Annotated in this window: 7 protein-coding genes; all 7 read left to right on the top strand. The window is 75.6% G+C overall.

Features of this window, described 5'->3' with window-relative positions; translation table 11 throughout:
• The first annotated feature begins 75 nt into the window (after nucleotides 1–75).
• The gene (gene pcaH, locus ABD358_RS27765; protein WP_344633920.1) at nucleotides 76–864 is read left to right on the top strand and encodes a protocatechuate 3,4-dioxygenase subunit beta; all 789 of its coding nucleotides are present in this window, start codon (nucleotides 76–78) and stop codon (nucleotides 862–864) included.
• 2 nt (nucleotides 865–866) lie between these two features.
• Nucleotides 867–1,439, top strand: a complete 573-nt coding sequence (gene pcaG, locus ABD358_RS27760) for a protocatechuate 3,4-dioxygenase subunit alpha (protein WP_344633919.1) — start codon at nucleotides 867–869, stop codon at nucleotides 1,437–1,439.
• Nucleotides 1,426–2,913, top strand: a complete 1,488-nt coding sequence (gene pcaB / locus ABD358_RS27755) for a 3-carboxy-cis,cis-muconate cycloisomerase (RefSeq protein ID WP_344633918.1) — start codon at nucleotides 1,426–1,428, stop codon at nucleotides 2,911–2,913. The genes pcaG and pcaB overlap by 14 nt, the downstream gene beginning before the upstream one ends.
• Nucleotides 2,910–4,172, top strand: a complete 1,263-nt coding sequence (pcaDC, locus tag ABD358_RS27750) for a bifunctional 3-oxoadipate enol-lactonase/4-carboxymuconolactone decarboxylase PcaDC (protein WP_344633917.1) — start codon at nucleotides 2,910–2,912, stop codon at nucleotides 4,170–4,172. Before pcaB ends, pcaDC begins: the two co-directional genes overlap by 4 nt.
• Complete coding sequence (locus ABD358_RS27745; RefSeq protein WP_344633916.1) at nucleotides 4,172–5,347, top strand: 4-hydroxybenzoate 3-monooxygenase; 1,176 nt, start codon at nucleotides 4,172–4,174, stop codon at nucleotides 5,345–5,347. The genes pcaDC and ABD358_RS27745 overlap by 1 nt, the downstream gene beginning before the upstream one ends.
• A 205-nt stretch (nucleotides 5,348–5,552) precedes the next feature.
• Complete coding sequence (locus ABD358_RS27740; RefSeq protein ID WP_344633915.1) at nucleotides 5,553–6,350, top strand: pectate lyase; 798 nt, start codon at nucleotides 5,553–5,555, stop codon at nucleotides 6,348–6,350.
• Nucleotides 6,351–6,599: 249 nt separating this feature from the next.
• Nucleotides 6,600–8,723 carry a SpoIIE family protein phosphatase gene (locus ABD358_RS27735; protein WP_344633914.1) on the top strand — a complete coding sequence of 708 codons (2,124 nt, stop codon included), beginning with the start codon at nucleotides 6,600–6,602 and terminating at the stop codon, nucleotides 8,721–8,723.
• The last annotated feature ends 160 nt before the right edge of the window (nucleotides 8,724–8,883 follow it).

Below are 8,883 nucleotides of genomic sequence, written 5' to 3'. Positions count from 1 at the left end.
CTCCCCGCACCCCCCGTCTCCCGGCCCGGCCCGCGCCCAGGCCGGCCACCGCACGACACCCCCGAGGACCCAGCCATGACCACGGACGCAGCGGCCCCGCGCCCCCTGACGCAGGACGACATCAGCCGCGAGATCGCCGAACAGCGCGAGGCGTACGCCGAGCGGCTCGCGGGCGGCGCCCCCGCCGAGCACCACCCCCGCCGCGACTACGCCCCCTACCGCAGCAGCGTGCTGCGCCACCCCACCCGCCCGCCGGTCCCCGTCGGCGACCCCGAGGCCGCCGAACTGAGCGGGCCGGTCTTCGGGCACACCGACGTCACCGCCCTCGACCACGACCTCACCCGGCAGCACCCGGGCGAGCCCCTCGGCGAGCGCATCCGCGTCACCGGCCGCGTCCTGGACCGCGACGGCCGCCCCGTCCGCGGCCAGCTCGTGGAGATCTGGCAGGCCAACGCCTCCGGCCGCTACGCCCACCAGCGCGACGACCACCCGGCCCCGCTCGACCCCAACTTCACCGGCGTCGGCCGGTGCCTGACCGACGACCGCGGCGAGTACGAGTTCGTCACCGTCAAGCCCGGTGCCTACCCCTGGCGGAACCACACCAACGCCTGGCGCCCGGCGCACATCCACTTCTCGCTGTTCGGCACGGCGTTCACCCAGCGGCTCGTCACGCAGATGTACTTTCCCGGTGACCCGCTCTTCCCCTACGACCCGATCCTGCAGTCGGTGACCGACGACTCCGCGCGCCAGAGGCTCGTCGCCACGTACGACCACGACCTGTCCACCCCCGAGTGGTCGCTCGGCTACCGCTGGGACATCGTCCTGGACGGACCGGCCGCCACCTGGATCGAAGAGGGCCGCTGACCATGCCCCTGCCTCCCACCCCCTCGCAGACCGTCGGCCCGTTCTACGGCTACGCCCTGCCCTTCCCGGGCGGGGAGAACGTCGCGCCGGCCGGGCACCCCGACACCCTCACCGTCCACGGGCGCGTGTACGACGGCGCGGGCGACCCCGTCCCCGACGCCCTGCTGGAGTTCTGGCAGCCCGCCCCCGACGGCTCCCGCGCCGGAGCCCCCGGCTCGCTGCGCCGCGACCCCGTCACCGGCGGCTTCCTCGGCCGCAACGGCGTGGACTTCACCGGCTTCGGCCGGGTCCCCACCGACGCCGACGGCCACTACGCGCTCCGCACCCTGCCGCCCGGCGGCGTGCCGTACCTGTCGGTGATCGTCTTCGCCCGCGGTCTGATGCACCACCTCCACACCCGCGTCTACCTGCCCGACGCGCCCGGCACCGACGGCGACCCGCTGCTCGCCGCCCTGGAACCCGGCCGCCGGGCCACGCTGCTGGCCGTCCCCGAACGGGACCGCGTGTTCCGCTTCGACGTCCGGCTCCAGGGCGACGGGGCGCACGAGGAGACGGTCTTCCTTGCCTTCGACTGATCCGCGGCCCCCGGCCGGCCCGCGGGCACCGCACGCCGACGCCGGCCTGCTCTCCCCGGGCCGGGCCGGCTCGGCCGCGGAGGAGGCCACGGGCGACGCGGCGTACCTGCGCGCCATGCTCGACGCCGAGGCGGCACTGACCCGCGCCCAGGCCGCGGTGGGACTGGCCCCCGCCGCGGCCGCCGAGGCCGTCACCGCCGCCGCGGCCGAGCACGGCCGCTACGACGCGCGCGACCTGGCACTGCGCGCCCGCTCCGGCGGCAACCCCGTCATCCCGCTGGTCGCCGACCTGACCGCGGCCGTCGCCGAGCGCGACCCGGACGCCGCCCCCTATGTCCACCGCGGCGCCACCAGCCAGGACATCGCGGACACCGCCGCGATGCTGGTCGCCTCCCGCACCCTGGCGGCCGTCCTCGCCGACCTGGACGAGACGGCCGGCGCCCTGGCCGGCCTGGCGGCCCGGCACCGCGACACGCCGATGCCCGGCCGTACCCTCACCCAGCACGCGGTGCCCACCACCTTCGGCCTGAAGGCCGCCGGCTGGCGCTCGCTCGTCCTGGACGCCCGCGACCGCCTCGCCGCCGTCCGCGCCGCCCTCCCCGCCCAGCTCGGCGGCGCGGCGGGCACCCTGGCCGCCTTCGGTGCCTTCGCCGAGTCCGCCGGCGTCCGGGCGTCCGACGGGCTCGCCGCACGCCTGACCGCCGCGTACGCCGCCGAGACCGGCCTGGCCGAACCCGTCCTGCCCTGGCACACCCTGCGCACCCCGGTCGCCGACCTCGCCGGGGCCCTCGCCCTCACCGCCGGGGCGCTCGGCAAGATCGCCGCCGACGTCCTGGTCCTGTCCCGCACGGACGTCGGGGAGGTCGCCGAGGGCCGCGGCGGCGGCTCGTCCGCCATGCCGCACAAGGCCAACCCCGTGCGGGCCACGCTGATCGCCGCCGCGGCCCGCCAGGTCCCGGCGCTCGCCTCCGTCCTGTACGCGTCCCTCGCCGCCGAGGACGAACGGCCCGCCGGCGCCTGGCACGCCGAGTGGCAGCCGCTGCGCGAGTGCCTGCGCCTGACCGGGGGAGCCGCCCGCGACGCCGCCGGACTCGCCGCCGGCCTGCGGGTGGACCCGCGCCGCATGGCGGAGAACCTGGCCGCCACCGGCGGCCTCGTCACCACCGAGCGCCTGGCGGCCGTCCTGGCCGCCGAGATCGGCCGGAGCGAGGCCCGGCAGGCCCTGGACCGCGCCTCGCGCCGCGCCGTCGAGGAGGGCATCGGCCTGGAGCGGGCCCTCGCGGAGGAACCCGCCGTCGCCGCCGCGCCGGCCGCCGGCCGCCTGCGCGACCTCGCCGACCCGGCCGCGTACACCGGCTTCGCCGCCGCACTGGTGGACCGCGCCCTCGCCCGCGCCCCGGAGCGGAGCGGCGGGCGCAACGAGAACCGCAACGAGAACCGCAACGAGAACCGGGACGAGGAGGGGACCCCATGACCACCCCCGCACAGGGGCGGCGCACACCGCACCACCGGATCGACGGCGCCACGGCCGCGCCCCCGCTGATCCTCGGCCCGTCCCTGGGCACCTCCCTGCGCGTGTGGGACCCGCAGGTGCCCGCCCTGGCCCGGAACCACCGGGTGATCCGCTGGGACCTGCCCGGACACGGCGGCTCGCCCGCCGGCCTGATCGGCGCGGGCGCGGACATCGCCGACCTGGCACGGCTGGTGCTGGACCTCGCCGACGGCCTCGGCGTCGACCGGTTCGCCTACGCGGGCGTCTCCATCGGCGGCGCCGTCGGCACCTGGCTCGCCGTCCACCACCCCGACCGCGTCGCCTCCCTCGCCGTCGTCTGCTCCTCCGCCCGGTTCGGCGAGCCGGAGGCGTGGCGGGAGAGGGCCGGGCTGGTGCGCGCCGAGGGCACCGCGCCGCTGGCCGGGACCGCCCCGGACCGCTGGTTCACCCCCGCCTTCCGGGACACGCCCACCGCCCGCGCCCTGGTGGACGACCTGCGCGCCGCCGACCCCGGGGCGTACGCGGCCTGCTGCGACGCCCTGGCCGCGTACGACCTCCGCGCCGACCTGCCGCGCGTCACCGCCCCCGCCCTGGTGGTCGCCGGGCGGGAGGACCCCGCCACTCCGCCCGCCCACGCCCGCGAGCTGGCCGACGGCATCCCCGGCGCGAGCCTCACCGAGGTCGCCGGCGCCGCCCACCTGGCGAACGTCGAGCGTCCCGGTCCCGTCCTGGCGGCCCTGCTGGGCCACCTCGCACCCCCGCACGCCTCCGGCGGCTCCGGTGACTCCGGCGACTCCGACGACACGGCCCGCCGCGCCGCCGGGGCGGCCGTGCGCCGCGCGGTCCTCGGCGACGACCACGTCGACCGGGCCGCCGCCCGCGCCAACGCCTTCACCGAGGTGTTCCAGGACTTCATCACCCGCTACGCCTGGGGCGAGATCTGGACCCGCCCGGGCCTGAGCCGCGCCGCCCGCAGCTGCGTCACGCTCACCGCGCTCACCGCCCGCGGCCACCACGAGGAACTGGCCCTGCACGTGCGCGCCGCACTGCGCAACGGCCTGTCCCCGCAGGAGATCCAGGAAGTGCTGCTCCAGACGGCCGTCTACTGCGGGGTGCCCGCCGCCAACACCGCGTTCGCCGTCGCCGACCGCGTCCTGCGCGAGGCGGGCGGGGAAGACGAGGGAGGCGGGGGAGCCGAAGCCGGGGATGCCGGGAGAACCGGAGAAGGGGAGGACCGCTGATGCGCACCACCGTCGGCATCGTCGGGGGCGGCCCGGCCGGGCTGCTGCTGGCCCGCCTGCTGCACAACGCCGGGATCGACTGCGTGGTCCTGGAGAGCCGCGACCGCGCCTACGTCGAGCGGCGGCAGCGCGCCGGGATCCTCGAACAGGGCACCGTCGACGTCCTGCGGGAGTGCGGCGCCGCCGACCGCCTGGACCGGGAGGGACTGGTCCACGACGGCATCGAACTGCGCTGGAACCGCCGCGCCCACCGGATCGACTTCCCCGCCCTGACCGGCGGCCGCCGGGTGTGGGTGTACGCCCAGACCGAGGTCGTCAAGGACCTGATCGCGCTCCAGCTGAAGGACGGCCCCCCGCTCCACTTCGAGGCCAGGGCGCTCGCGGTGGAGGGCGCCGAGGGCGACCGTCCCGTCGTCCGCTACCTCCACCAGGGCCGCGAGCGGACGCTGACCTGCGACTGGGTGGTGGGCTGCGACGGCTTCCACGGCGTCGCCCGCGCCGCCGTGCCCGAGGGCGCGCGGAGGACCTACGAGCGGGTCTACCCCTACAGCTGGCTGGGGATCCTCGCCGACGTGCCGCCCTCCGCCGACGAGCTGGTCTACGCCCACTCGCCGCGCGGATTCGCCCTGCTGAGCATGCGCTCCCCGCGGGTGAGCCGCCTGTACCTCCAGGTCCCCAACGGCACCGACCCGGCCGACTGGCCGGACGAGCGGATCTGGGACGAGCTCGACGCCCGGTTCGCGATCGACGGCGACTGGAAGCTGGAGCGCGGCCCCGTCACGCAGAAGTCCGTGCTGCCGATGCGCAGCTTCGTCACCGAGCCGATGCGCCACGGCCGGCTCCTGCTGGCCGGGGACGCCGCGCACATCGTGCCGCCCACCGGCGCCAAGGGGCTCAACCTGGCCGCCTCCGACGTGACGGTCCTGGCCCGCGCCTTCGCGCACCTGAAGGACACCGGCTCCACCGAGCTGCTCGACGCCTACTCCGACACCTGTCTGCGCCGGATCTGGCGCGCCGAGCACTTCTCGTACTTCATGACCACCACCCTCCACACCGACCCGGGCCAGGGCGACTTCGACACCCGTCTGCAGATCTCGCAGCTGGACCGCATCGCCGCCTCCCCGCACGCCGCGGCGGAGCTCGCCGAGAACTACGCGGGCCTGCCCGTCGGCTGACCGCCGCACCGCGCCCGCCCGGCCGTCCCGCCGACCGCACCGCCCGGGCGGGCGCCGCCGTGTCGAATGCCGTCGAACAGGGGTCGCCGGGCCGAAAGGAGGCGTTCACGGCATTGACGTGAAAGCGCTTTCTCCCTACGTTCGGAGCGCTGCAGCACTTCACTGCGCGCAAGCGCATTCCCCCACAACAGTGAAGAGGAGCATCGTGGCATTCTCCGGACAACAGCGGCGCGCGGCCAGAATCGGCGCCGTCCTCCTCTCGGCCCTGGGACTGGCCCTTCCCGCAGCGGTGGCGACCGGGACCTCCGCCACCGCGGCCTCCTGGCCCTCGGCGACCGGGCAGCAGGCCGTGAGCAGCACGATCAAGGTGAGCGGTACCAGGGACGGCGGAATGGTCCGCTACTACGGCAGCGGAGCCCTCGGTTCCGGCGGCCAGGACGAGGACCAGGGCCCGCTCTTCGAACTGGCCGACGGCGCGGTGCTCAAGAACGTGATCCTGGGCGCCCCCGCCGCCGACGGGATCCACTGCAAGGGCACCTGCACGCTCCAGAACGTCTGGTGGGAGGACGTCGGGGAGGACGCGGCCACCTTCAAGGGGACCTCCGCCTCCCAGACGATGACCATCGACGGCGGCGGCGCCCGCAAGGCGTCCGACAAGGTGTTCCAGCACAACGGCCCCGGCCGCATGGTGATCAGGAACTTCCAGGTCCAGGACTTCGGGAAGCTCTACCGGTCCTGCGGCAACTGCAGCAAGCAGTACCAGCGCCACGTGGTGATCGAGAACGTCACCGTCACCGCCCCCGGCAAGTCGCTGGCCGGGATCAACTCCAACTACGGGGACACCGCCCGGCTGACGAAGGTCACGATCGTCGGCGACTCGAGCCGCAAGATCGTCCCCTGTGAGCGCTACAAGGGCGTCACCAGCGGCGAGCCCAGCAAGATCGGCAGCGGTCCGGACGGCGTGAACTGCCTGTACAGCGCCTCCGACATCACCTACAGGTGATCCGCGGCCCGCGGGCGCACCGCGCCCGCGGGCCCGTCCGGCCGCGGTCCCGGTCCCGTCCCGAGGGCGGGACCGGGACCGCGGCACGCCACGCGTCCCCGCGCGCCGTTGTTGCCGAATGGGAATAATGTTCCTGTATGGGTGATGTGTGGTACTCCCCGGGCGGAGCGACGCCACCCGGACGGACGGGTGCGGCACGCCGGTGCCCTGCGGCGGAGACGCCCGTCCCGGTTCGGCGAGGAGCGGCCGATGACCGGCACCGGTGACGCGGCGGGCGGCCTCGGCCCGCTGGAGGAGGCGTTCCTGGAGACGATGCGCGGCACCGGCGCCTCCGCGGGCGGCCTGTACCTGCTGGCCCCGGGCGGGCAGGCGCTGAGTCTGTCGATGATGTCCGGGGCGCCCGCCGAGCTCATCGCACCGTGGAGGGTGGTCTCGCTGGCCGCGCCGGTCCCGGTGGCCGACGCGGTGCGCGAGGACCGCCTGGTGTGGGTGGGCGGCCAGGAGGACATGATCCGGAACTACCCGCGCACGGCGGTGGCCGTGCCCTACCACTTCGCGCTGGCCGCCGCGCCCATCGCCACGGGCCGTCCCTGGGGCGCGCTGATGCTGCTGTGGCCCGGCACCCACCCGCCGCAGACCACGCCGAGGCAGAGGGACCACATCGCCTCAAGGTGCCGCCACCTGGCCCGGCTGCTGGAGGAGGCGGCCCACGAGGGCCGGCCGGCCGTACCGCCCGACCGGCCGCGCGAACTGACCGTCGAGACCAGCCGCCCCACCAGGGCCCAGTCGGCGCTGGCCGCCGTCGACTTCGCCGAACGCCTGCCCGGCGGCTGCGTCGGGCTGGACCTGGAGGGCCGGATCACCTTCCTCAGCGGCGGCGCCGCCGAGCTGCTGGGCCGCGGCGCCGACCAGCTCCTGGGCGTACGCCCGTGGCAGGCGCTGCCCTGGCTGGACGACCCGGTCTACGAGGACCGCTACCGCGCCGCGGTGGTCAGCCGCCAGGTCGTCTCCTACACCGCCTGCCGGCCGCCCGACCAGTGGCTCGACTTCCGCCTCTACCCGGACGCCAGCGGCATCAGCGTGCGCATCACCCCCGCGGGCACCGGCCCCCGGCCCTCGCCGGCGCCGCGCCACGAGACCGCCGCCACGCCCACCCGGGCCGGCCAGCTCTACCAGCTGATGCACCTGGCCGCCGCCCTGACGGAGACCGTCGGCGTCCAGGACGTGGCCGACCTCGTGTCCGACCAGATCATGCCCGCCTTCGGCGCCGAGGGGCTCATCCTGCTCTCCGCGGAGGCCAGCCGGCTGAGCGTCGTCGGCCACCGCGGCTACACCCGCGAGACGATCGACCAGTTCGAGGGCGCCCCGCTGAACACGTCCGACCTGCCGGCGATCCAGGTGCTCAGAAGCGGCGTCCCGGCCTTCTTCTCCGATCCGGACGAGCTGGAGCAGTACGCCCCGGAGGCCGCGCGGGCGAGCGACAAGCAGGCGTGGGCGTTCCTGCCGCTGACCATCTCCGGACGGCCCGTGGGCTGCTGCATCCTGTCCTACGGGCGGCCCCACACGTTCACCGCCGAGGAACGCGCCGTCCTCACCTCCCTGGCCGGGCTCATCGCCCACGCCCTGGACCGGGCCCGCCTGTACGACGCCAAGCACCAGCTCGCCCACGGCCTCCAGCAGGCCCTGCTGCCCCACAGGCTCCCCGCCGTCCCGGGCCTGAGGGTGGCCGCCCGCTACCTGCCCGCCACCCGCGGCATGGACATCGGCGGGGACTTCTACGACCTCATCCGCCTCACCCGCACCACCGCCGTCGCCGTCATCGGCGACGTCCAGGGCCACAACGTCGCCGCGGCGGCCCTCATGGGCCAGGTCCGCACCGCCATCCACGCCCACGCCACCGTCGGCGTGCCCCCCGGTCAGGTCCTCTCCCGCACCAACCGCCTCCTGACAGACCTCGACCCGGGGCTGTTCACCAGCTGCCTCTACGTCCACCTCGACCTCGCCCGCCACCGCGCGAGCATCGCCAGCGCGGGCCATCCGCCCCCGCTCCTGCGCCACCCCGGCGGCCGCACCCGTTCCGTCGACGTCCCGCCCGGGCTGCTCCTGGGCATCGACCCCGAAGCGGTCTATCCGGTCACCGACATCGACCTGCCCCCGGACGCGACTCTCGTCCTCTACACCGACGGCCTGGTCGAGGCTCCCGGCACCGACATCGAGCAGGGCACCGCGGACCTCGCCCGCCACCTCTCCGGCCTCTCCGGCAAGGATCCCGAGCAGCTCGTCGGCGCCGTCCTCCACCACACCCGCACCGTCCAGCAGCGGACCGACGACACGGCCCTCCTGCTCCTCCAGGCCACGGCCGGCCCGCAGTGAGCCCCGCCGGCCCCGCGCCCCCCGGGGCCGGCCGCTCCCGGCGTCCACACGACTCCTCCATGACTCCTTCATGACCTTTTCATCCTGTTTCGGGGTTTTTCCGAGTGATGCCGGATGCGTTTCCGCTGGTGATCCGCGCTACATGTCCAGGAACTTGACG

Origin of the sequence: Streptomyces glaucosporus, from assembly GCF_039533345.1 — a bacterium.
GTDB lineage: Bacteria > Actinomycetota > Actinomycetes > Streptomycetales > Streptomycetaceae > Streptomyces > Streptomyces glaucosporus.
The sequence above is the reverse complement of the archived record's forward strand: the minus strand, read 5'-3'. Positions and strand labels throughout refer to the sequence as shown.

Coding starts and splice junctions, on each gene's coding strand:
- ABD358_RS27745 (WP_344633916.1), top strand. CDS start 4,172: ATGCGCACCACCGTCGGCATCGTCGGGGGCGGCCCGGCCGGGCTGCTG.
- pcaDC (WP_344633917.1), top strand. CDS start 2,910: ATGACCACCCCCGCACAGGGGCGGCGCACACCGCACCACCGGATCGAC.
- pcaG (WP_344633919.1), top strand. CDS start 867: ATGCCCCTGCCTCCCACCCCCTCGCAGACCGTCGGCCCGTTCTACGGC.
- pcaH (WP_344633920.1), top strand. CDS start 76: ATGACCACGGACGCAGCGGCCCCGCGCCCCCTGACGCAGGACGACATC.
- ABD358_RS27735 (WP_344633914.1), top strand. CDS start 6,600: ATGACCGGCACCGGTGACGCGGCGGGCGGCCTCGGCCCGCTGGAGGAG.